Origin of the sequence: Streptomyces sp. NPDC002730, assembly GCF_042888805.1 — a bacterium.
Taxonomy (GTDB): domain Bacteria; phylum Actinomycetota; class Actinomycetes; order Streptomycetales; family Streptomycetaceae; genus Streptomyces.
Map to the genome: position 1 here is coordinate 162,118 of NZ_JBIAQG010000014.1, position 21,841 is coordinate 183,958.

The 21,841-nt window shown below is 69.9% G+C and carries 22 protein-coding genes; 9 read left to right on the forward strand and 13 right to left on the reverse strand.

What is annotated here, in order from left to right:
* Positions 1–10: 10 nt before the first annotated feature.
* Complete coding sequence (locus ACFYXH_RS32205) at positions 11–541, reverse strand: NUDIX domain-containing protein (protein ID WP_389570405.1); 531 nt, start codon at positions 539–541, stop codon at positions 11–13.
* Position 542: 1 nt separating this feature from the next.
* Positions 543–1,898, reverse strand: a complete 1,356-nt coding sequence (locus ACFYXH_RS32210; RefSeq protein ID WP_389570408.1) for a tetratricopeptide repeat protein — start codon at positions 1,896–1,898, stop codon at positions 543–545.
* A 193-nt stretch (positions 1,899–2,091) separates the two neighbouring features.
* Between ACFYXH_RS32210 and ACFYXH_RS32215 the strand changes: the two genes are divergently transcribed.
* The 4 genes from ACFYXH_RS32215 (at position 2,092) to ACFYXH_RS32230 (ending at position 5,107) form a co-directional block, all read left to right on the forward strand.
* On the forward strand, positions 2,092–2,841 hold the full coding sequence (locus tag ACFYXH_RS32215) for a hypothetical protein (protein WP_389570411.1): 750 nt from the start codon (positions 2,092–2,094) through the stop codon (positions 2,839–2,841).
* 77 nt (positions 2,842–2,918) lie between these two features.
* A complete protein-coding gene (locus ACFYXH_RS32220; RefSeq protein ID WP_389570414.1) occupies positions 2,919–3,830 on the forward strand; it encodes an aminoglycoside phosphotransferase family protein in 912 nt (303 codons plus the stop codon).
* A complete protein-coding gene (locus ACFYXH_RS32225; protein WP_389570417.1) occupies positions 3,831–4,523 on the forward strand; it encodes a class I SAM-dependent methyltransferase in 693 nt (230 codons plus the stop codon).
* Between the two features lie 14 nt (positions 4,524–4,537).
* A complete protein-coding gene (locus tag ACFYXH_RS32230; protein WP_389570419.1) occupies positions 4,538–5,107 on the forward strand; it encodes a hypothetical protein in 570 nt (189 codons plus the stop codon).
* 187 nt (positions 5,108–5,294) lie between these two features.
* Here the strand turns inward: ACFYXH_RS32230 and ACFYXH_RS32235 are convergent, their stop codons facing one another.
* On the reverse strand, positions 5,295–6,434 hold the full coding sequence (locus ACFYXH_RS32235; RefSeq protein WP_389570422.1) for a magnesium and cobalt transport protein CorA: 1,140 nt from the start codon (positions 6,432–6,434) through the stop codon (positions 5,295–5,297).
* Positions 6,435–6,592: 158 nt separating this feature from the next.
* On the opposite strand from ACFYXH_RS32235, the gene ACFYXH_RS32240 reads away from it, so the two are divergent.
* Positions 6,593–7,714 carry a winged helix DNA-binding domain-containing protein gene (locus ACFYXH_RS32240; RefSeq protein ID WP_389570425.1) on the forward strand — a complete coding sequence of 374 codons (1,122 nt, stop codon included), beginning with the start codon at positions 6,593–6,595 and terminating at the stop codon, positions 7,712–7,714.
* A 92-nt stretch (positions 7,715–7,806) separates the two neighbouring features.
* On the opposite strand, the gene ACFYXH_RS32245 is transcribed toward ACFYXH_RS32240, so the two are convergent.
* Together ACFYXH_RS32245 and ACFYXH_RS32250 are read right to left on the reverse strand one after the other, a co-directional pair.
* Positions 7,807–8,067 (reverse strand): SAV_915 family protein, encoded by a 261-nt coding sequence (locus ACFYXH_RS32245; RefSeq protein WP_389570428.1) that lies wholly within the window; start codon positions 8,065–8,067, stop codon positions 7,807–7,809.
* Between the two features lie 357 nt (positions 8,068–8,424).
* The gene (locus tag ACFYXH_RS32250) at positions 8,425–9,225 is read right to left on the reverse strand and encodes a response regulator transcription factor (RefSeq protein ID WP_389570784.1); all 801 of its coding nucleotides are present in this window, start codon (positions 9,223–9,225) and stop codon (positions 8,425–8,427) included.
* Positions 9,226–9,353: 128 nt separating this feature from the next.
* Between ACFYXH_RS32250 and ACFYXH_RS32255 the strand changes: the two genes are divergently transcribed.
* Both ACFYXH_RS32255 and ACFYXH_RS32260 read left to right on the forward strand, forming a co-directional pair.
* Positions 9,354–11,048 (forward strand): AMP-binding protein, encoded by a 1,695-nt coding sequence (locus ACFYXH_RS32255; protein WP_389570431.1) that lies wholly within the window; start codon positions 9,354–9,356, stop codon positions 11,046–11,048.
* The gene (locus tag ACFYXH_RS32260; protein WP_389570433.1) at positions 11,045–12,676 is read left to right on the forward strand and encodes an AMP-binding protein; all 1,632 of its coding nucleotides are present in this window, start codon (positions 11,045–11,047) and stop codon (positions 12,674–12,676) included. Before ACFYXH_RS32255 ends, ACFYXH_RS32260 begins: the two co-directional genes overlap by 4 nt.
* On the opposite strand, the gene ACFYXH_RS32265 is transcribed toward ACFYXH_RS32260, so the two are convergent.
* The 3 genes from ACFYXH_RS32265 to ACFYXH_RS32275 are packed head-to-tail and all read right to left on the reverse strand — an operon-like array spanning position 12,630 to position 14,101.
* A complete protein-coding gene (locus ACFYXH_RS32265; protein ID WP_389570436.1) occupies positions 12,630–13,184 on the reverse strand; it encodes a GNAT family N-acetyltransferase in 555 nt (184 codons plus the stop codon). The two genes, ACFYXH_RS32260 and ACFYXH_RS32265, sit on opposite strands and share 47 nt — an antisense overlap.
* Positions 13,185–13,207: 23 nt before the next feature.
* Positions 13,208–13,357 (reverse strand): hypothetical protein, encoded by a 150-nt coding sequence (locus ACFYXH_RS32270; RefSeq protein ID WP_389570439.1) that lies wholly within the window; start codon positions 13,355–13,357, stop codon positions 13,208–13,210.
* Between the two features lie 9 nt (positions 13,358–13,366).
* Entirely contained in the window at positions 13,367–14,101 is a 735-nt protein-coding gene (locus ACFYXH_RS32275; RefSeq protein ID WP_389570442.1) for a hypothetical protein, read from the reverse strand.
* Between the two features lie 203 nt (positions 14,102–14,304).
* On the opposite strand from ACFYXH_RS32275, the gene gcl reads away from it, so the two are divergent.
* The gene (gene gcl, locus ACFYXH_RS32280) at positions 14,305–16,083 is read left to right on the forward strand and encodes a glyoxylate carboligase (RefSeq protein ID WP_389570444.1); all 1,779 of its coding nucleotides are present in this window, start codon (positions 14,305–14,307) and stop codon (positions 16,081–16,083) included.
* On the opposite strand, the gene ACFYXH_RS32285 is transcribed toward gcl, so the two are convergent.
* On the reverse strand, positions 16,073–16,795 hold the full coding sequence (locus ACFYXH_RS32285) for an aminotransferase class I/II-fold pyridoxal phosphate-dependent enzyme (protein WP_389570447.1): 723 nt from the start codon (positions 16,793–16,795) through the stop codon (positions 16,073–16,075). The two genes, gcl and ACFYXH_RS32285, sit on opposite strands and share 11 nt — an antisense overlap.
* On the opposite strand from ACFYXH_RS32285, the gene ACFYXH_RS32290 reads away from it, so the two are divergent.
* A complete protein-coding gene (locus ACFYXH_RS32290) occupies positions 16,794–16,961 on the forward strand; it encodes a hypothetical protein (protein ID WP_389570450.1) in 168 nt (55 codons plus the stop codon). The two genes, ACFYXH_RS32285 and ACFYXH_RS32290, sit on opposite strands and share 2 nt — an antisense overlap.
* A gap of 350 nt (positions 16,962–17,311) precedes the next feature.
* On the opposite strand, the gene ACFYXH_RS32295 is transcribed toward ACFYXH_RS32290, so the two are convergent.
* The 4 genes from ACFYXH_RS32295 to ACFYXH_RS32310 all read right to left on the reverse strand — a co-directional run bounded on the left by ACFYXH_RS32295 (position 17,312) and on the right by ACFYXH_RS32310 (position 21,813).
* On the reverse strand, positions 17,312–18,769 hold the full coding sequence (locus tag ACFYXH_RS32295; protein ID WP_389570453.1) for a catalase: 1,458 nt from the start codon (positions 18,767–18,769) through the stop codon (positions 17,312–17,314).
* A gap of 195 nt (positions 18,770–18,964) precedes the next feature.
* Positions 18,965–19,879: a 2-hydroxy-3-oxopropionate reductase gene (locus tag ACFYXH_RS32300; protein WP_389570456.1), complete on the reverse strand. Its 915-nt coding sequence runs from the start codon at positions 19,877–19,879 to the stop codon at positions 18,965–18,967.
* Between the two features lie 34 nt (positions 19,880–19,913).
* On the reverse strand, positions 19,914–20,774 hold the full coding sequence (locus ACFYXH_RS32305; RefSeq protein WP_389570459.1) for a TIM barrel protein: 861 nt from the start codon (positions 20,772–20,774) through the stop codon (positions 19,914–19,916).
* Between the two features lie 232 nt (positions 20,775–21,006).
* Positions 21,007–21,813 carry a hypothetical protein gene (locus ACFYXH_RS32310; protein WP_389570462.1) on the reverse strand — a complete coding sequence of 269 codons (807 nt, stop codon included), beginning with the start codon at positions 21,811–21,813 and terminating at the stop codon, positions 21,007–21,009.
* Between the last annotated feature and the right edge of the window lie 28 nt (positions 21,814–21,841).

Consider the following 21,841-nt stretch of genomic DNA (forward strand, 5'->3'; position numbering starts at 1 on the left):
AACTGCCGTGTCAGGACCAGCCGTCGAGAGAGACCTGGGAGCCTTCGGTGAGGTAGCGGTGGAGGGCGCTGGCGGTGGTGTCCACGAACTCCTTGGGGATGGCGTTGGCGTCGACCCAGCGGACTCGGGAGTGCTTGCGGGGTTCGCGGTTTTCGGGTTCGCCGGTCCATTCGTGGGCGGCGAAGACGACCGTGAGGAAGCCGTTGGGAGCCTCAACGCCCCAGGCACCGTGGATGATGTGGGCGACTTTGAGGGACTCGGGCTTCACCGTGAGGCCCGTCTCCTCGTACAGCTCGCGGACTGCGGTTTCGGTGATGGGCTCGCCCGGCTCGCTCTTGCCGACGGGGAGATCCCACAGGCCCTGGGCGAACTTGGCGTTCTCGCTGCGCTGGAGGAGCACGACGCGGTTGGTGGCCTTGTCGTGGACGATGACGGCCGCGACCAGCAGGGTCATCGATCCGTGCGCCGGCTTGAGGGCTTGGGAGCGGTCGTCGGTCTGCTGAGCCACGGGGTTCCCTTCGTCGGGCGGGTTGTTGGGCATGTTAGGCGAGGGCCTCGCGGGCGCGGCGGGCGAGATCGGCGGCGCCGGGGACGCGGCGGCGCTGGTACACCGCGAGGGTGGAGCGGATCGAGGAGATCGCCTTGCGGGTGCGGTCGGATGTCATGCCCTCCATGAGGACGAGGGCCTGGGTCCAGGCGGCGACCGCTTCGTCGGCGCGGGCCTGGGCGGCGAGGCTGTCGCCGAGGTCGGCGTGGGTGAGGGCGTGGACGCGCTTGTACTTCTTCGGGTCCCAGCGGGTGAGGGCGTCGCGGTGCTGTTGTTCGGTGCCGACGTGGTCGGCGAGGTCGGTCAGGGTGCGTGCGGTATGGCTGGCCACGGTGCCGGCTGCTGGGCCGCTGACGCGGGAGAAGCTGGGCTGGGGCCCGTCCTCGCGTAGGAGGGCGTCTTCGGCGGCGAGGAGGGCACGTGCGGCCGAGGGGGTCTCGCCGATGGCCGCGTAGGCGCGGGCGTGGGTGATGTGGAGGAGGGCTTCGGTCTGGCCGTCGACGTGGCCGAGGCCGCGGGTGAGGGCGCCTTCGACGAGATCGACGCAATGGTGGGGCTGCTTGAGGCTGAGGGACTGGTGGGCGAGGGCGCGCATCATCCAGGCCGCGTGGCCGTGGGGGTCGGCTTCGCAGGCCAGCTGGTAGCCGACCTGGTAGTAGCGCTGGGCAGCGCCCTCGTGGCCGAGGTCGTGGTGTTTCCAGCCGGCGAGGTAGGCGAGTTCGGCGACGGCGCCGAAGGCTGCCTGGCGTAAGGCTTCGGAGGGGAAGCGTCCGCGCAGGATGGGGGCGGCGGTGTCGGCGAGGTAGGCAGTGACTGTGGTCAGGCTGTGGCCGCCGCCGAGGCGTTCGTCGGCAGCGCTGAAGGCTGCCGTGATCTGCCGAACGACGTCGATGTCCTCGCCCCCGACGAGGGAGCGAGCGGTGCGGGATCGGAGCATCCGCGATGTGGCTTCGTGATCGTGCAGGAGGGGCATGGCTACGCCGGCTGTGGTGAAGGCGGCGATGGCGAGGAAGCGGCGGCGTTCGACGTCCGCCCGGCCGAGGTCCGTGACCGTGGTGACGGGGTCGGTGCCCGGTGGCGACTCCATGTCGGGTGAGTGGAGACCGAGCTCTGTTTGAGTGACGACGCGGCCCAGTCTGCGGGAGAGGGCTTCGGTGAGGTACTGCCCTGTCCGTCCGGACGGCGCGCGGGTGCCGTTCACCCAGTGGGAGATCGCCGACTTGTTGGTCTGGAGCAGGTCGCCGTTCTCGGCGGCGATGCGGCGTACGTCCTTGGCGAGTGCCTCGTACGTGCATCCGGCGGTGGCAATGGCTTCGCGCAGGCAGGAGTTGGGGTTGCTCGGCGCTGGCACGATCTCCTCCGTCCGGAGCTGTAAACCGCGTATACCGCTTGGCCTCGGTCACACGGTACCCACTCTGCGTAGCGGGCTGTTCACTTGTCGACAGCCGCCCCACTCTTGGGCCGGGCGGCCCCCAAGTTCCGTACGCCCTACCGGGCTCGGGCATTCCTATGCCCCGGCCCGGCCGATCAGAGACGGAGAAACGGTGACCACCATCGACACCGCGACCATCACGGTCGAGCTGCCCGACGCCTTCGACCCGCGCTGGAGCCGCCTGCCCGGCATCCAGGTGGACGGCCGACGCATCACCATCGACCCGGCCGAGTACTTCTTCCGCTTGGAGTCCAACACCTGGCTCGTCGCCAACTGGGAGCTGGTCAAGTCCCAACTCCTGGGCGTGGACGAGACGACCGAGAGCGCGGTCGAGCAGCTCGCGCTCGACTTCATCAAGAACCACGGCGAGTCCACCTCCGACGCGCCCCGCGTGCTGGCGACGGCGTACGAGGTCTACTCGTACCTCTTCCGCGAGGAGCACCTCGACGGACTCGGCCTTCCGCAGATCACCGCCGACCACCTGCGCATGCTGCGCGAGGCGGCCACGCTGATGGCGCTCAACAAGGTCGAGCTGGACGGGCACATCTCCAACGTCGGCCCCTGCTGGTTCTTCCCCGCCGCCACCTCCGTCGTCTTCGACCTGGACGATCAGATGGGCGGAATGCTGGACGAGGTCTACCACGGCGGCTGGTTCAACGAGCACCGCCGGATCGAGTCCATCAAGGCCCACGCCGCCCTCGGCGGCCGGCTCGTACACGGCTGCCAGTCCGTGCCAGACCAGACCGGCGGAGTTGTGGCGCCCTACGGTGCCTCGATGGCCAACTTCCGTGACGACCTGGCCGAGTTCAAAGCGGGCTGGATTGAGCAGGTCTATGCCCACCGGGTGACCGCGGCCGAGTAACTCCAACCCGACTACGACTCCGGGGCGGGCTGACCTGCTCGCCCGCCCCGGAGCCCACCAGCCCCTTGGAGACCCCCATGGACCAGAACCTGACCACCGCCCTGCTGGACGACCTGTGCACCCTCGTCGGCAAGCCCCTCCCCGAACGTGCCGAGATCCGCGTCTGGGGCATGTCCGGCGTCGAACGCGTCACCTTCCCCGACGGCACCACGGCCGTCTTCAAGTACGCCAAGGAGCCCTTCGACCGCGAGGCACAGGCCCTGCGGGTGGCGCAGCAGCGCGGGCTGCCGGTCCCCGAGCTCCACGCCACCGCCATGCAGGACAAGTGGCTCGGGATGCTCATGGATGACCTCGGCACCCCCGTACGGGATGCCGACGAGCTCGACGGCGTCGCCGCCGCCGTGATGCTCCACGCCGCCCGCCCGGCGGGCGGCCTGCCCCTCCTCGACGGCGAGGGCCTCGCGGCCCTGCCCGGCCAAGCCCTCGATCACCTCCAGCGGCTGCGGAAGGCCGACCGGTGGACGGACTGCGACGACATCGAGACCGCTCTGGGGAAGATCTCCGCCGCGGCTGAGGCCCGCGGCCAGGGTGCGACGCTCGACCCGTTCGGCTGGGTCCACTCCGAGTTCCACCCCACGAGCATCCACATCGGGGAGAACGGCTGGCACCTCCTCGACTTCGCGCGCGCCATCACCGGACCCGGCCTGATCGACCTCGCCTCGTACCAAGGCACCACCGACGCGCCGAGCCCCGTGCGACTGCGGGTGTTCCTGGAGCAGTACGTCACCGCAGGCGGCCACGAGGACGCCCTCGCCGCCCGAGGTGGCCTGGCCGCCGAGGCATGGGCTCTTGGCTGGCACCGCATGTGGGCTGTGGAGTGGTTCATGGAGCAGGCCATCCGCTGGATCAACGACCAGGCCAAGGACCCCGCCTATATCCCCGTCGTCCACCGCCACCTGAACGACGTGGTCCAACTCTTGGAGGTCTAGGTGCTCGCCCAGGTCTCCCCCTGGTACGCCCACGCCGCCCAGCGCATAGCCGCTGCCCCCGCCCGCGCGCTCACTGCACCGACCCGGATGGCATGGAACACCCACCCGGGCCTCGGTCCCGGCGCCGAGATTCTCGGCCCGGACCTGCGCCGCAAGCGCATCCTGGAGCTGGGCTGCGGCCCCGGCCACAACGTCGCCCACCTTGCCGAACACCACCGGGCCCGGGTCACCGGCGTGGACTTGGTCGGCCCGCAGATACGTCGCGCCCGCTCCCACTACGGCCACATCGACGGCGCCACCTTCGCCGCCGGCCACGCATTGCACCACCTGCAGGCCACCGGCCAAACCTGCGACGCGATCTACTCCGTCTTCGGCGCCGTCGGCCTCGTCGCCCCCGAGCTCCTACTCGCCGCGATCTCCCGCCGCCTCAGGCCAGGTGGAGTCCTGGCCTTCTCCGTCCCGCACCCGGCACGGGCCGGAAGACATCCGTCCACGGACGACTGTCCGTGTGAGGACTACGTCACCATGCCCGACCACACCCGACTGCCCATCGCTCGATGGGAGTTCGACGCCCACCGCTGGGGTGCCCACCTCTCGCGGACCGGTCTACGGATCTCTTCTGCGCTGGAGCTGCGCCACCCACGCCGCGACCCATGGCCCACCACCCTCCTGATCACCGCCCGCAAACGCTGACCCCGGAGACACCGATGACCCTGCCCTACCTGCTCCTGGACATCGACGGCGTCCTCATACCCTTCCCGGCCGCGGACGGCAGCACCCCGCCCACCCACGTTTGCCACACCGTCCTGCCCACTGGCCGGCACCCGGACGACCCCGTCCCCATCTGGCTCGACCCCAGCCACGGTCCTCTGCTCACTGGCCTCCTGACCAGTGGTCTCGTCAACTCCGTGTGGTGCACGAGCTGGCGCAAGGATGCGACCACGATCATCGGACCGCTCGTCGGCCTGCCCGACTTCCCCTACCTCGACCTGCCGCGCCCCCAGATCACGACCAGTCACCCTCACGGCTACCTCTGGAAACGCGACCACTTAGACCCCTGGCTCGGCTCAGCCCCCGTCGCCTGGATCGACGACGACTTCACGGCCCTCGACCACACCTGGGCCGCCGAACGCACCGCCCGCGGCCACTCCACCCTCCTCGTCCAGCCCGACCCACATGTCGGCCTGCAGCTGGGCCACATCACTCGCGTGTGGGAATGGGCCGCGGTCGTCGCTAATAATGCCGGTGTTCACGCGGTCGACGGCTACCAACAATGATCGAATCTCGGCAGTTGGAAGGACCTGGCGGCGCTTACGGACCAGGTTCCAGCAGCCCTCACCGGGGGGTAGAGGAGATCACGAGCGCGCCGGGTCTCCCCAGCCGCTCCCCAGGACACTTGAGTGTCGCGACGGCACGTATTCAATCGCAAATATAGTGCGGTCGGTGAGGGTGGGGTAGAGCGACTTAGAGCCAGTCGCGACGCTTGAAGATGAAGTACAAACTGACGCAAACTACCGCCATCAGTAGGATCGCGAAGGGATACCCCGCAGCCCACTTCAATTCCGGCATCGTCTCGAAGTTCATGCCGTAAATAGTTCCCACGAGCGTGGGTGCAAACAGAATGGCGGCCCACGAGGAGATCTTCTTGATCTCCTCGTTCTGCTCGAAGCCGGCCTCCGCCAGCGCCCGCATCTCCGCGTTCTGCTGCTGCGTCACCAGCGTCGCGTTGACCGTGAGGATGTCCGCCAGCGCCTGCCGGAAGCCGTCCACGCGCTCGCTGGTGTGCGTGACATGGTCGGCGACGTCGCGCAGATAGCGCTGGAGCTCCTCGTCCGTGCCGTACTTGGCGAAGCCCGCCATCAGGCCGTGGAGCATGCCGACCAGGGGGCGGGTGGCCCGCTGGAACTCGACCATTTCGCGGGAGAGTTCGTAGATACGGCGGGACACCGCCGGGTCGCCGCCGAACACCTCGGTCTCGATCTCGTCGATGTCGTTCTGCACGCCCGCGACGACCGGGGCGTAGCCGTCGACGACCGCGTCGAGGATCGCGTACAGCACCGCCTCCGGGCCGAGCGCGAGAAGTTCGGGAGTCTTCTCCATCCGGTTGCGTACGGCCGACAGGTCCGGGGCTGCTCCGTGGCGGACCGTGATCAGGAAGTCCTTGCCGACGAAGGCATGCAGCTCGCCGAAGTCGACCTCCTCCTGGGCGTCGAGATAGCGGGCGGCGCGCAGCACCACGAACAAGGTGTCGCCGTACCGCTCCAGCTTCGGGCGCTGGTGGGCCTCAAGAGCGTCCTCGACGGCGAGTTCATGGAGGTCGAACTCCGCGGCCAGCGAGAGGAGTTCGGCCTCGGACGGGCGGTGCAGCCCGATCCATGCCATGCCGTCCGGGTACTCACGCAGCTGACGGAAGGTCTCGGCGAGCGAGTCCGGCGTCGAGACGCGGCGTCCGTCGCGGTAGAGCGCGGCCTGGACGATGCTGCCCTGGTCCTTGTGTACGGGGGAGAGAGCGGGCGGCTCGGCGGCCGCGGGGGCTTGTGGCGGCGGGCTCGCGGGCGGCAGTGGGCGGCGGCGCCATTGGTGCCTCTTCGAGGAGCGTGGCATCGCGGTCTCACCTCCCACCTCGAACGTCTGCGGCTTGCGCCGGTATGGCCTCGGAGCAGGATATCCGGGCCGAATTGCCCTGGCATGACGGGGTGGCGGCCCAGGCGTACCACCATTGCGGACAGAAGTTGTCCGCAAGCCTGGGTAGCGTGTGGCGCATGGCCTCGAAGACGACGAACCCCGTACTCGGCAACCGCGCGCTGAACCGCGCCACCCTGGACCGTCAGCTCCTGCTGCGCCGCGCCCCCAAGTCCGCGATGTCCGTCAAGGGCGCCGTCGAGCACCTCGTGGGCCTCCAGGCGCAGAACGTGAAGCCCCCGTACTACGCGCTCGCCGCCCGCCTGGACGGCTTCGACCCCGAGGAGCTCTCCGCGCTGATGGCTTCCCGCGACGTCGCCCGCCTGGTCACCATGCGCTCCACCATTCACACGCACTCCGCCGACGACTGCCTCACGCTGCGGCCCCTGGTCCAGGCGGCGCGCGATCGGGAGCTCACGCAGTTCCGCAAGGGTCTGGCCGGGGTCGACCTGGACCGGCTCGGCGCCCTCGCCCGCGAGCTGGTCGAGGAGCAGCCGCGGACCATGAAGGAGCTGCGCGAGGCTCTGCTGAAGGAGTGGCCGGACGCCGATCCGTTCGCACTCTCCGTCGCCGCCCGCTGTGTACTGCCGCTGGTGCAGGTCACCCCGCGTGGGCTGTGGGGCAGAAGCGGCCAGGTCACGTTGACCACCGCCGAGCACTGGTTCGGCAGGGCGACCGGTCCGGTGCCCGCGCCCGACGGCACCGTGCTCCGCTATCTCGCCGCCTTCGGGCCCGCATCGGTGAAGGACATGCAGATGTGGTCCGGACTGACCCGGATGCGGGAGGTCTTCGAGCGGCTCCGGCCGCAGCTGGCCGTCTTCCAGGACGAGAAGGGCGTCGAGCTCTTCGACCTCCCCGACGCGCCCCGCCCCGACGCCGACACCCCCGCGCCGCCCCGCTTCCTCCCCGAGTTCGACAATCTGCTGCTCTCGCACGCCGACCGCAGCCGGGTGGTGGCCGAGGAGTACAAGGCGCGCACCTGGAAGGGCAACATGGCCTACTGCACCTTCCTCGTCGACGGCTACCTGGCCGGCATCTGGCGGCTGGCCGAGACCAAGGAGCGCGCGACCCTGACCGTGCAGGCCTTCGGAAAGCTGACCCGAGCGCAGTGCGACGCGCTGGCCGAGGAGGGGGAGCGGATGCTCACCACGATGACCTCGGCCACCGGTCACGACATCCGATTCGGGACCTTCAGCGAGTAGCCCCCGGCCCGTCATGTTGTAGTCCGATGCCATCGACACGGGGTACGCGCCGGACGGTCTGCCCGACGGACGTGGTGTACGCCGGCAGGGCGTCAGTCGTAAAGGGCGTGCACCGGGGAGACCTCGCGACGCGCGCACTGCGGTACGGGAGCGGGAGCGGGTGCGGCCCTGGCAGCGGCGGGCGCGGTGAGCCGGGGGTCCACCGTCACGGTGGTGACCCCGAGCGGTTCGGCGAGCGCACTCAGCGCGGGCTCGGCGATCCTGATCCACTGCTGTCGTTCACCGAGCACGGCGACGAGCCGGTCCCGGCCGGTGAAGCCGATGGCTGTGCGTACACCGAGCGGTGTGCGCATGAAGCGCACCTGGCATCCTCCGGCAGAGCCGAGTCGAACCGGCACGTACAGCGGCCCTGCCGGGCAAGGTTCGTCGGGTTCCGCAGGGTCCGCTTCCTCGCGGGTGAGGGTCTTCATGGTGTCCTCCGCAGGGGAGTCGATCGCTTTCCTGACCACCTGAAGCTATGCCCGTACAGAGGCGGGTCAGCGGGCCCCTGACGTGCCGCTGACGCTGGGCGACCGGTATTTGACGCGCTCCTTGCGCAAGGGTCGGCCCGCTGGGTTGCGGCGGTTGTCCGCGCCTCAATCGCCGGCGGGGATTGGTTGTCCGGGCCTTGATCCGCGGTGGGGCTTGGTCGTCCGGCGGCCTGCCCCCAGCTACGGCAGCAGGCCCGCGCGGCGCGCCGCCACCACCGCCTCGAGCCGGGTGTGCGCCCCCAGCTTCCGCATCGCGGCCCGCAGATACCCCTTCACCGTCTCCGGCTTCAGGCCAAGACGCTCCGCCGCTGCCGCGTTCGTCGAGCCCGCCGCGACACAGGCGAGCACATCCAGCTCGCGCGGCGCCAGCGCGACGGTCTGCTCGCCCGGCGGGCCGCCCGCCGCGGCCGCCAGCCGGCGGCAGACCGCCAGGAGCGTCTCCCGCAGTGCCTGGTCGCCTATCCGCGGTGCCAGCGCGCGCAGTTCCCCGTGGACCTCGCGGACCTCCTCCCACGCCCCGGGGCCGGCCACCGGCTCCCGGGCCGCGGCCAGCAGCCGCTGCACCTCGTCCCGTACGACCAGGGCCTGCTCCACATCGCGTGCCGCCGCGACCGCCGCGTCGAAGGTCCGCTCGCCCAGCGCCATCGGCTCACGGAGCGCGCCGTACAGCACACCCCGCACCTTGCGCCGCACGACGACGGGCACCGCCAGCACCGAGCGCAGCCCCTCCGTCGCCACCGCCGCGTCGTACTCATGGCTGATGTGCCGTGCCGAGGGGTAGTCGCTCACCGCGCACGGCCGTGACAGCGCGATGGACTTCCCCCCGAGGCCGTTGCCCGCGCTGATCGCGAGACCGCGCAACGCTCCCGTCGCCGTGCCGCTCAGTTCGGCGATCCGCAGCTGTCGGGCATTGGGCAGCAGTCCGCCGAAGGCGACCGGCAGCCCGGTCGAGCGGCGCAGCCGCTGCAGCGCCGCTCGCATCTCCACAGCATCGGCCGACTCGGACACCTGCTCTTCTCTCTGGGAGGGGTCACCCCCGTACGGGGGTAGTGAGACATGGGTCACTGATTACACGATGTCGGTAGCCGGTCCCGCAATGAGGAGGACACATGACGTCTGGCAGCGCGACGGAGAAGTTCCGGGCCGCCCGGGACTTCCTGCTGCAGCACAGGGATGACTACGCAACGGCGTACGAAGGCTTCGCCTGGCCGCGGCTCGAGCGCTTCAACTGGGCACTCGACTGGTTCGACGAGATCGCCACCGGCAACGGCAGGACCGCGCTGCACATCGTCGAGGAGGACGGCAGCGAGGTCAAGGTCTCGTTCGGCGAGATGTCCGTGCGCTCGGACCAGGTCGCCAACTGGCTGCGGGCGCAGGGCGTAGAGGCCGGCGACCGGATCCTCGTGATGCTCGGCAACCAGCAGGAACTGTGGATGACCGCGCTGGCCGCGATGAAGCTGCGGGCGGTCGTCATTCCCGCGACCCCGCTGCTCGGCCCGGTGGACCTGCGGGACCGGATCGAACGTGGACGCGCACGGCATGTCGTCGTGCGCGAGGCGGACACCGCCAAGTTCGCCGAGGTGCCGGGCGATTACACCCGGATCGCGGTGGCGGACCGGGGCGCGGCCGGTGTGCCGGGCTGGCTCGACTTCCACCAGGCGTTCTCCGTGCCGGGCCGCGGCGACTTCGAGCCCGACGGCGTCACGCATGCGGACGACCCGCTGATGCTCTACTTCACCTCGGGCACCACGGCCCGCCCCAAACTGGTCGAGCACACCCATGTCTCGTACCCCGTCGGCCACCTGTCGACCATGTACTGGATCGGCCTCAGGCCCGGCGACGTCCACCTCAACATCTCCTCGCCCGGCTGGGCCAAGCACGCCTGGTCGAACCTCTTCGCGCCCTGGAACGCCGAGGCGACCGTCTTCATCCTCAACTACACACGCTTCGACGCCGGTCGGCTGATGTCCGAGATGGACCGGGCGGGCGTCACCAGCTTCTGCGCCCCGCCGACCGTCTGGCGGATGCTGATCCAGTCCGATCTGAGCGGGCTGCACACGCCGCCGCGCGAGGTCGTCGCGGCGGGCGAACCACTCAACCCGGAGGTCATCGAGACGGTCCGCCGGGAGTGGGGCGTGGTGATCAGGGACGGCTTCGGCCAGACCGAGACCGCCGTCCAAGTCGCCAACTCTCCGGGCCAGTTGCTCAAGGCCGGCTCGATGGGCCGCCCCTGTCCCGGCTTCAAGGTGGAGCTGCTCGACCCGGTGACGGGCCGGCCGGGCGCGACGGAGGGCGAGATCTCGCTCGACCTGTCCGGCAGTCCGGTCGGTCTGATGACCGGATACCACGGCGACCCGGAGCGTACGGCCGAGGCGATGGCGGGCGGCTTCTACCGCACCGGTGACATCGGCGCGCGGGACGCCGACGGATACATCACCTACATCGGGCGCTCCGACGACGTCTTCAAGGCCTCCGACTACAAGATCTCGCCGTTCGAGCTGGAGAGCGCGCTCCTGGAGCACGAGGCGGTGGCGGAGGCGGCGGTCGTACCGGCCCCGGACCCGGTGCGGCTCGCCGTGCCCAAGGCGTTCATCGTGCTGGCGGAGGGCTGGGAGCCGGGGCCGGACACGGCGAAGCTGCTCTTCGAGCACTCGCGCGCCGTCCTCGCCCCGTACAAGCGCATCCGCCGCCTGGAGTTCGCCGAGCTGCCGAAGACGGTGTCCGGGAAGATCCGCCGGATCGAGCTGCGCGAGCGTACGGCCGAGGGCTCGGCCGTCGAGTACGACGAGGGGGACCTGCGATGACGGCACCTGCGACGACGGCACTCTCGTACGCGCACGGCACCGGCACGACGGCGCTGCTCGGTGACACCATCGGCCAGAACCTCGACCGGACGATCGACGCGTACCCCGACCGCGAGGCGCTTGTTGACGTACCCGCGGGCACCCGCTGGACGTATGCCGAATTCGGCTCGGCGGTGGACCAGCTGGCGCGCGGGCTGCTCGGGACCGGGGTCGCCAAGGGCGACCGGGTCGGGATCTGGGCGGTCAACTGTGCCGAGTGGGTGCTCGTGCAGTACGCCACCGCCCGGATCGGCGCCATCATGGTGAACATCAATCCGGCGTACCGGGCGCACGAGCTCGAGTACGTGCTGAAACAGGCCGGGATCTCGGTGCTGTTCGCCTCGCAGCGGCACAAGACCAGCGACTACCGGGCACTGGTGGAGCAGGTGCGCCCCAGCTGCCCCGAGCTGCGGGCCGTCCACTACATCGAGGACGGCTCCTGGGATGTGCTCCTGGACGCGGCCGGCACGGTCACCGACGAGCAACTGGCGGCCCGCGAGGTCCAGTTGTCCTGCGACGACGCGATCAACATCCAGTACACCTCCGGCACCACCGGCTTCCCGAAGGGCGCCACGCTCTCCCACCACAACATCCTCAACAACGGTTACTTCGTGGGGGAGTCGGTCGGCTACACCGAGCAGGACCGGATCTGCATTCCCGTGCCCTTCTACCACTGCTTCGGCATGGTCATGGGCAACCTCGCGGCCACCTCGCACGGCGCGTGCATGGTCATCCCGGCGCCGTCCTTCGATCCGGCCGCCACGCTCCGCGCGGTCGCCGAGGAACGCTGTACCTCGCTCTACGGCGTCCCGACGATGTTCATCGCCGAGCTGAACCTTCCCGACTTCGCGACGTACGACCTCTCCTCGCTGCGCACCGGCATCATGGCGGGCTCGCCCTGCCCGGTGGAGGTGATGAAACGGGTCGTCGCCGAGATGAACATGGCGGAGGTGTCGATCTGCTACGGCATGACGGAGACCTCCCCGGTCTCCACCCAGACCCGTCGCGACGACGACCTGGAACGCCGCACCGGCACCGTCGGCCGTGTCCTGCCCCATGTCGAGGTCAAGGTCGTCGACCCGGCCGGCGGCGTGACCCTGCCGCGCGGGGCGGCGGGCGAGCTGTGCACCCGTGGCTACAGCGTGATGCTTGGCTACTGGAACGAGCCGGAGAAGACCGCGGAGGCGGTCGACGCGGGCCGCTGGATGCACACCGGCGACCTGGCGGTGATGCGCGAGGACGGCTGTCTCCAGATCGTCGGCCGGATCAAGGACATGATCATCAGGGGCGGAGAGAACGTCTATCCGCGCGAGATCGAGGAGTTCCTGTACGGCCACCCCAAGATCGCGGACGTCCAGGTCGTCGGTGTCCCCGACGAGAAGTACGGCGAGGAGATCCTGGCCTGTGTGATCCCGCGCGATCCGGCGGACCCGCCGACGCTGGAGGACCTCGCCGAGTACTGCCGCGAACAGCTCGCGCACTACAAGATTCCCCGCAGGCTGGAGGTCCTCGCGGACTTCCCGATGACGGTGAGCGGCAAGGTCAGAAAGGTGGAGCTGCGCCGGCGGTACGGCCCTGAGGAGAGCTAGCGCCCAGTTCCCGGCGCATGCACACCCGGGGCCAGTGGTCCAGGCCGTGCCGGGCCTCCGCACGTCTGATCTCCCGCAGTCCTTCGGTGAGTTCGTCCTCGTCGAGCGTGCGGAAGCCCAGGCGGGTGTAGTACGGCGCGTTCCACGGCACCTCGGTGAACGTCGTCAGCGTCAGCGCCGTCAGCCCGTCGGCGACGGCGCACGCCGCGAGGTGGTCGATCAGGGCGCTGCCCAGCCCGCGACGGGCGGCGTCCGGATGGACCGACACCTGCTCGATATGGGCCGCGCCGTCGACCTCGTCGGAGATCAGATACGCGAGCGGGCGGCCCGATCCGTCGGCCGACACCCAGGCGCGGCCCCGCCGCCGGTAGCGGTCCAGGAGATCGAGAGCCGGGGGCTCGTCGTCGGCGATCGCCGCCATGCCGAGGCCGCGGAAGGGCTCTCCGGCAGCCCTCTCGATGTCCTGGAGCAGGGGGAGTTCGGCAAGTGCGGCCGGTCGGATACGCATACGGGGAGTATGACCCAGCGGTTTCAAGCCCCGCAGCTCGCTCCGTCGCCTGTCGGGTTGTGGTGCACGGAGAAGCCGGGATCGTTGCTGCCGCGCCCGAGCAGTGCGCCGTTCCGGGCGAAGTGCGGTGCGTACCGGAGCGGGGCCGGATCCCCGTACAGCGCGACCGACATTCCATGCCGTTATACGCCGGTGGAGATCAATTCGTCCGCCGGGGCGTTGACCGGCTGAGGGCTGCCCGTGAGGTCCATGACGAAGAGCGGGATGCCGAGGTGGTCGGCGCGGGACCTGGCGTCCTCCGCGTACCCCGCGAGGGAGAAGAAGACGCTCGCGGCCGAGATGCTCAGCCCGTTCAGCCAGAGGCATTCGACATCGCGCAGAGTGGCGGGGTGGGTTGACGGGTCGACCTGGGCGACCAGGCCGGGACCGCGCAGATCTATTCCGGACGAGGGCCTGACCTCCGGCTGGACGACATCGCGGAATCCCAGCCACTTCAGATAGAGCGCCGCCGCGGTCACCGCGTCGCGCGCCGTGCGGATGGTGACCGGGCGGAAGGTGGGGCGCGGCGCGGTGACCGTACGGGGGAACGGCATGGGCGCCGGGCGCATGAGCGGGGCGGCCGACGTGGCGGCCGGTGACGCAGGGAGCGGGGCGCTCACCGGGCGGACCGGGATACGCAGCACCATGCCGCAGGGGCAGCCGAGCTCCGGCTGCGGCCACTGGTCCTGGCGCCCGCACTCCTGGCAGCGGACCGTCACCCAGTCGTCCGTCCAGGTGCGGTGGGTGATCCGTTCCGGGGGAGCGCCGCGCAGCAGCGGCGGTGCGAGCGGGGCACCGCACGCGCAGGGATAGAGCGTCGGCGCGTACAGGTGGTCGCGGCGGCAGGCCGGACAGCGCACCGGCACGGTCTCGGCCATCGCGGTCCCCCTTCCCCAGGTGCTCCGGTCCATCGTCTACCAAGCGCGAGGCCTTGGGGAGCGACTTCGGGCATCCCTTGACGTCCCTCCGTAGGCGTCCTACATTACTTCCGTATAGCAGAACTAAACTTCCGCATTATGGAATCGATGCTCTCGAGTGACGTGAAAGAGCCCGACTCCGCCTGGCCGAAGCAGGAGCACCCATGCCTCGTATGACCGCTGCCCGAGCGGCAGTTGAGATCCTCAAGCGCGAAGGCGTCACGAACGCGTTCGGTGTGCCGGGCGCGGCGATCAACCCCTTCTACAAGGCACTGCAGGCCGGCGGGGGCATCGACCACACGCTCGCCCGCCATGTCGAGGGCGCCTCCCACATGGCGGAGGGCTACACCCGCGCCAACCCCGGCAACATCGGTGTCTGCATCGGTACGTCGGGTCCGGCCGGCACCGACATGATCACCGGCCTCTACTCGGCCATCGGCGACTCGATCCCGATCCTCTGCATCACCGGCCAGGCGCCGACCGCGGTGATCCACAAGGAGGACTTCCAGGCCGTCGACATCGCCTCGATCGCCAAGCCCGTCACCAAGGCGGCGACCACGGTCCTGGAGGCCGCGCAGGTCCCCGGCGTCTTCCAGCAGGCCTTCCACCTGATGCGGTCAGGACGGCCCGGACCGGTCCTCATCGACCTGCCGATCGACGTTCAGCTGACCGAGATCGAGTTCGACCCGGAGACGTACGAGCCGCTGCCGGTCTACAAGCCGTCCGCGACCCGCGCCCAGGCCGAGAAGGCCATCAAGCTGCTCAACGCGTCCGAGCGCCCGCTGATCGTCGCCGGCGGCGGCATCATCAACGCCGACGCCTCCGAGCTGCTGGTCGAGTTCGCGGAGCTGACCGGCATCCCGGTCGTCCCGACCCTGATGGGCTGGGGCATCATCGCCGACGACCACGAGTTGAACGCCGGCATGGTCGGTCTGCAGACCTCGCACCGCTACGGCAACGCGACCTTCCTCGAGTCGGACTTCGTCCTCGGCATCGGCAATCGCTGGGCCAATCGCCACACCGGCGGCCTGGACGTCTACACCAAGGGCCGCACGTTCGTCCACGTCGACATCGAGCCCACCCAGATCGGCAAGATCTTCGCCCCGGAGTACGGCATCGCCTCCGACGCCAAGGCAGCGCTGGAGCTCTTCATCGAGGTGGCGAAGGAGCTCAAGGCCGCCGGCCGGCTGCCGGAGCGCGCCGAGTGGGCCGCCTCCGCGCAGGAGCGCAAGGCCACGCTGCAGCGCCGTACGCACTTCGACAACGTGCCGATGAAGCCGCAGCGCGTGTACGAGGAGATGAACAAGGCCTTCGGTCCGGAGACGCGCTACGTCACCACCATCGGCCTCTCCCAGATCGCCGGTGCGCAGATGCTGCACGTCTACAGGCCGCGCCACTGGATCAACTGCGGCCAGGCGGGCCCGCTCGGCTGGACCATCCCGGCCGCGCTCGGTGTCGCCACCGCCGACCCGGAGACTCCGGTCGTCGCGCTCTCGGGCGACTACGACTTCCAGTTCATGCTCGAGGAGCTGGCGGTCGGCGCGCAGCACAGGATCCCGTACGTCCATGTCCTGGTGAACAACGCGTACCTGGGCCTGATCCGCCAGGCACAGCGCAATCTCGACATCAACTTCCAGGTCAACCTGGAGTTCGAGAACATCAACTCCCCGGAACTGGGCGTCTACGGCGTCGACCACGTCAAGGTCGTCGAGGGCCTGGGCTGCAAGGCGATCCGCGTCACCGAGCCCGGCCAACTGCTGCCGGCCTTCGAGGAGGCCAAGAAGCTGGCCGCGGAGTTCCGCGTCCCGGTCGTGGTCGAGGCGATCCTGGAGCGGGTCACCAACATCTCGATGGGTGTCCAGATCGACGGCGTGAACGAGTGGGAAGAGCTCGCCACCGAGCCGGGTCACGCCCCGACCTCGATCAAGCCGCTCAAGGTCTGACGCTCACCCCGCGGCGTCCGATGCCGCCGTGTGGAATGCCGCGGTGTCGAATGCCGCGGTGTGGAATGCCGCAGTCACGAACGGCCTCCGTCCCGGAGTCACTCCGGACGGAGGCCGCTTCGTTGTCCGCCTCATTGCCCGCGCCGTCTCCGCGCAGAAGGCCGCCGATGGCCTCGATACCCGCGCGGACGGCGCGCTCGCCGAGATTGCCGAAGCCCAGGACGAGTTGGGCCGGGTCCGTCGCGCCCGACGAGCGGTGCGGGCTCATGCCGTACAGGCCCACCGAGCGTGCCCCGGCCGCGGTGATCACCGACTGCTCGTCGGCGCCTCGCGGCAGATGGGCCACGGCATGGAAGCCGGCCGCGAGACCCGTCAGCCGGACCTCGGGCGCGTGCTCGGTGAGTGATTCGACGAGCGCGGCACGCCGCTGCGCGTAGACCGTGCGCATCCGGCGCAAATGCCGGTCGTAGCGGCCCGATTCGATGAGCGCGGCCAGCGCGAGCTGGTCGAGTTCGGGGCAGCCGCGGTCGTGGCGCCGCTTCAGCTCGGCGACCGCGACGGCCAGTGCCGGCGGGCAGAGACCCCAGCCGAGCCGTATCGCGGGCGCCAGAGACTTGCTGACGGTACCGATCGCGACCACCCGGTCCGCGGCCAGGCCCTGCAGCGCGCCCACCGGTTCGCGTTCGTAGCGGAACTCCCGCACGGAGGGCATGACCTGGCTGAGCACCGCGGCGTCGGCGGGCACGGCCCTGGGCGCGCCCCTGGCGGGCCACTTGGTCGATGCGTACGGCTCGGCGGCCGGCTTCCTCTTCGCCTTCGCCGCGGGTCTGATCGCCCTCGCCGTCACCGGCCTGGGCCGCCGGGCGCTGGCCGTGTGAGGCCGCCGGGGCAAAGGAGGGCGCCGAGTACGGGGCTGTCCGTACTCGGCGCTCAGGCTGTGAAGTTGTTACCGCCCGACGGCACGAGGCTGGCGCGACAGGACGTTCGCGCCGCCGGGCGGAGACTGTGGGGCGGGCTGGGACCGCAGCGGCGGTGATTGCTCCCCGGGCTCCCCTTCCTTCAGGTCAGAAAGGGGACCTGGAGACCTTCACCACCGCACTGGCATCACCTGCCGCTGCGGTCCTCGCCTCCACCCGCTCCGCATGACCACCCCTCATCCGGATCTTGCGGTGCGGGCTCGGCGCCCGGATATCTGGCTTTCTGTCAGATCCCGGGCGCAGCTTTGCTGTTAGTCCTCGCGCAGGGCGCGGACCGCTTCCTCGACGCGCTTGCCGTAGTCGGCGTCGGCGGCGTGGAAGTGGGCGAGGTTCTTCTCGATCACGTCGTCGCGGGTGACCTGCGAGAGACCGCCGGCGATGTTGGCGATCAGACGGGACTTCTCCTCGCTCGACATCAGGCGGTAGAGCTCGCCCGCCTGGAAGAAGTCGTCGTCCTTGACGTGGGCCGGCGCCGCGTGGGTGCCGGTCCAGCCCTGGACCGCGAGCGGAGCCGACAGCGCGGCGTCCGTCTGTGCGGGACCGGCGTACGAGTTGGGCTCGTAGTTCTTGTCGGTGCGGCGGCCGTTGCGGGTCGCCATCAGGCCGTCGCGGCCGTAGTTCTCGGCAACCGTCGCCCTCGGCGCGTTCACCGCGAGCTGGGTGTGGTTGACGCCCAGGCGGTAGCGGTGCGCGTCCGCGTAGGCGAACAGCCGGCCCTGGAGCATCTTGTCCGGCGAAGGACCGATACCCGGAACGAAGTTGTTCGGCGAGAACGCGGCCTGCTCGACCTCGGCGAAGACATTGTCGGGGTTCCGGTCCAGGACCAGACGGCCGACGCGCTGCAGCGGGTAGTCGCTGTGCGGCCACACCTTGGTGAGGTCGAACGGGTTGAAGCGGTAGTCCGCGGCCTCGGCGGCCGGCATCACCTGGACGTACAGGGTCCAGGACGGGTTCACACCGCGCTCGATGGCCTGCAGCAGGTCCGTCTGGTGGCTGTTGGCGTCCTTGCCCGCGAGCTCGGCGGCCTGCTCGCTCGACAGGGAGCGGACGCCCTGGTTCGTCTTGAAGTGGTACTTGACGAAGAAGGCCTCGCCGGCGGCGTTCGTCCACTGGTAGGTGTGCGAGCCGTAGCCGTTCATGTGGCGGTACGAGGCGGGGATGCCGCGGTCGCCCATCAGCCAGGTCACCTGGTGCGTCGCCTCGGGGGCGTACGCCCAGAAGTCCCAGACGTTGTCCGGCTCCTGCTTGCCCGTGAAGGGGTCGCGCTTCTGGGAGTGGATGAAGTCGGGGAACTTGATCGGGTCCTTGATGAAGAACACCGGGGTGTTGTTGCCGACGAGGTCGTAGTTGCCCTCTTCGGTGTAGAACTTCAGCGCGAAGCCGCGCGGGTCACGGACCGCGTCCGCGCCGCCGAGCGAGTCGGCGACGGTGGAGAAGCGGATGAACGTCTCCGTGCGCTTGCCGACCTTGCCGAGGAAGTCGGCCTTGGTGAAGCCGGTGACATCGTCGGTCACCTCGAAGTAGCCGTACGCGCCGCTGCCGCGGGCGTGCACGACGCGCTCCGGGATGCGCTCCCGGTTGAAGCGGGCGAGCTTCTCCAGCAGGTGCTGGTCCTGGAGAAGGATCGGGCCACCGACGCCGGCGGTGGCGGAGTTCTGGTTGTCGGCGACCGGGGCGCCTGACTCGGTCGTAAGCACACGCTGCGTCATGGTGGCGGGATTGACCTTCCGGGCTGGAGCTGCTGACGGCCCCTGGAGCGTAGATTCGCGGAGAATGTAACGTCAACAGTTTGTTGAAATTGAAGTTGTGGTTCCCGGGCAGCGGCAGCGCCTGGGCGCGACAGGACAGGTGTCAGCGCTGCCGCGGCCCGGAGATCAGGGGGTGAGGCGATGAGCCTCGGTCACTCAGACCTGCTGACCGGAGAGGCGCTCGACGGAGCGCAGCAGGGCGGAGTGGTCCAGGCCGCCGTCGCCCTGCGCGCGCAGGGAGGCGACCAGTTGGGCGACGACCGCACCGACGGGCAGCGCGGCACCGACGTTGCGGGCGGCGTCGGTGACGATGCCCATGTCCTTGTGGTGCAGGTCGATCCGGAAGCCGGGCTTGAAGTCCCGGTTCAGGAAGTTGTCCTTCTTGCGGGTCAGGACCGTGGAACCGGCCAGACCGCCGCCCAGGACGTCCAGGGCGGCCTGGAGGTTCACGCCGGACTTCTCGAGGAAGACGACGGCCTCGGCGCAGGCCTGGATGTTGACCGCGACGATCAGCTGGTTGGCGGCCTTCACCGTCTGACCGGAGCCGTGCGGACCGCACAGCACGATGGTCTTGCCGAGAGCCTCGAGGATCGGCAGCGCGGTATCGAAGTCGGCCTGCTCGCCGCCGACCATGATCGACAGTACGGCCTCGATCGCGCCGGCCTCGCCGCCGGAGACCGGGGCGTCAAGCACGCGGATGCCCTTCTCGGCACCGGCCTTGCCCAGGTCGACCGAGGTCTGCGGGGTGATCGAGGACATGTCGATCAGCAGGGCGCCCTGCTTGGCGTTCTCCAGGATGCCGTCGGGGCCGTACGCGATGGCCTCGACGTGCGGGGATGCGGGCACCATCGTGATGACGACGTCGGCGTCCTTCACGGCCTCGGCGATCGAGCCGGCGGCGGTGCCGCCCGCCGCGGCAAGACGGTCCAGCTTGTCCTGCTCCAGCGTGAAACCGGTGACGTCGTAACCCGCCTTCAGCAGGTTCTCGGACATGGGCGAGCCCATGATGCCGAGACCGATCCAGGCAATCGCCGGTCGGGCCGGGTGGGAAGAAGCTGCGGGGGTGCTCATGAGGGTGCCTCTCTCAAAACTTTTGTACGTCACGTCAGTTGGCGGCGCGGGCCTCGGCCGGCAGCCAGGCGAAGGACTCGGCGCTCGGGCGGTCGCCGGCCTTGTACTCCAGGCCGACCCAGCCGTCGTAACCGGCCTTTGTCAGCTCGTCGAGGAGCTGCTCCAGCGGCAGCGAGCCGGTGCCCGGCGCGCCACGGCCCGGGTTGTCCGCGATCTGTACGTGGCCGGTCCTGTCGGCGTAGGCCGCGATGACCTGGCTGACGTCCTCGCCGTTCATCGACAGGTGGTAGATGTCCAGCAGGAACTTGGCGTTGCCGAGTCCCGTCGCCGCGTTCACCTTGTCGACGACCTCGATCGCGGCCGGGGCGCTCACCAGCGGGTAGAGCGGGGACTCCGGCTTGTTGAGCGTCTCGACCAGCAGGATCGCCCCGACCCGGTCGGCCGCGCGGGCCGCCAGGACCAGATTCTCCAGGGCGAGGGTGTCCTGCACCTGCGGGTCGACGCCCTCGACGCGGTTTCCGTACAGCGCGTTGAGCGCCTTGCAGCCCACCGAGGCGGCGAAGTCCGCGGCCACCTCGATATTGGCGCGGAAGCGGTCTGACTCGTCGCCGGGCACGGAGAGCGCGCCGCGGTCGGGGCCCGGCAGCTGCCCGGCGTAGAAGTTCAGTCCCACCAGCTGGGTGCCGGCGTTGTCGAGCGCCTTCTTGAGGGCGTCGAGCTCGGCCTGCGGCGGGGTCGGGGTCTCGATCCAGGGCCACCACAGCTCGACCGCCGTGAAGCCCGCCGCGGCCGCGGCCGCGGGGCGCTCCAGGAGCGGGAGTTCCGTGAAGAGGATCGAGAGGTTCACATCGAAGCGCTGGTCCGCGCCGCGCTTGTCCCGAAAAAGAGGGGCCATGAGGGGCTTGCGCTCCTTCCGTATTGCGGAAGTTAATTTCTGCTTGATGGAAGACTGCCTGGAGCGGGGGAGGACTGTCAAGAGCGGACACGAAAAAGTGCCCCCCGAGCGGGGACGACAGAAGCACTTCTCCAGGCTTCTGTCGTCCCCGCTCAGGAGGCACTCAGGAGTGTCCGGGCGGGCGCGCACAGGGTGTACGGCGGCACGCGGTCCCGCGCGCAGCCGTACCGGGCTACAGCGCGTCGACGGCGCTCACCTTCCAGCCGTGCGAGGTGCGGGTGAGGGTCATCCGCACCCGGTTGAGGTCGACGCGGTCTCCCGTGACCTGGGTGCTCCGGGTGACCTGGTTGACGAAGAGCAGAACGACGGCCTTGTCCGGCGAGGCCGACACCACCGAGGCCGCGGGGGTGCCGCCGCCCTGCGGCTTCGCCACCGTCGCCTTGACCACCCCGTGGTACTTCGTCGCGGTCGGCGCGACCACCGTCGTGGTCGTTCTGCGGTACTCGTCGCGGAAGGCACCGGTCAGATGGCCGAGTGCCGCGGCGAAGTCCTTGTCGAGACGCCGGTAGTCGTACGACAGGACGACCGGGGCCGCCTTCTGAGCGGCGGCGAGGGCCTGCACCCGCGCCGTATCCGCCTGCCGGCTGTCCCGGTACGCCGAGCCGAGCACCGCGACCGCGATCAGCCCGGCCACGACCAGCACGGCGAGCGCCGCACTGCCCAGCACACGCCGGCGTCGGCGTGCCGCGTCGGCCACCGGGTCGTCGGCGTGCAGGACAGGGCCGGCGTGCTGCTCGTCCGGCCGCCGCGCCTGGCTCACGTCGTCCGGCGCCTCCAGCCGTATCCCGTCCGGCTCCGCCAGGTCCGTTGCCGCGCCCGCCCTCGTACTCGTTGCGGCACTGCGCTCCGCCACGCGGACCGGTGCGTCCGGTCCGGGCCCGACCCGTTCCGTGCGCTTGGCCGCCGCGCGGGCGGCCGCGGCCATCGAGCGGCGGCCGGGGGATGCGACGCCGGAGCCTCGTCCAGTCAGGTTCGCCACGGTCTTGCTCCTCACTGCTGGTGTTACG